Source organism: Psychrobacter sp. 1Y4 (assembly GCF_051847555.1).
The window spans coordinates 1-777 of record NZ_JBPYDE010000423.1 but is presented as its reverse complement, the minus strand read 5'-3'; the positions used below and the strand labels follow the sequence as shown (position 1 = coordinate 777).

General features: G+C 51.5%; 1 protein-coding gene. It reads right to left on the bottom strand.

The annotated features are described in order from the left end of the window. Positions 1 to 777 (bottom strand): zinc-binding dehydrogenase (locus ACS8FC_RS16730; protein WP_439297612.1); only part of this gene is annotated, 777 nt, incomplete at both ends.

The window sequence follows — 777 nt, the reverse complement described above, 5'->3', positions numbered from 1 at the left end:
GTCTTCGACCAGTTTGATGGTGTCTTCGTGATTGTTCACATATCCAATAGTACCGCGAATATCCAGCTCTTTCATCACCACGCTATGTACGCTGATTTCTGCAGGATGGCTCCAGATAGAGACAATCACCACCACGCCAGCAGGTTTGGTCAGCTCGACGAGTGAGTCGAGCACCGCATTGACACTGGTACATTCAAACGCCACGTCCACGCCGCGATCATCAGTGATTTTCATCACCTCTTCTTTAAGATCCACTTCAGTCGGATCTAAGACATAGTCAGCCACGCCGCTGTTTTTGGCTTTTTCTTTACGCTTGGCACTCAGCTCGGTCAGAATCACCGTCAGACCTTTGGCTTTTAAAACTGACGACAATAACAGACCGATGGGGCCACCGCCGCCGACCAGTGCCACATCACCTTGTTTTGCGCCGCTACGGACAAAAGCATGATAGCCCACCGATAAAGGCTCAATGAGGGCTGCTTGGTCTAATGGAATATCGTTTGAGATAGGATGTACCCAGCGGCGTTTGACCGCGATTTTCTCCGACAAACCGCCACCGCGTCCACCCAGACCAATGAAGTTCATGTTTTCTGATAAATGATAGTTCTCCCCTTCCGCGGTAGAGACATCATCAGCGATGATATACGGCTCAACTACTACGTGCTGACCGACTTCGATATCATCGACACCCTCGCCGACTTCGTAGACCACGCCCGAGAACTCGTGCCCCATGGTGATGGGTGCGGACTCGCCTGAGATAGGATGCGGATGACCACA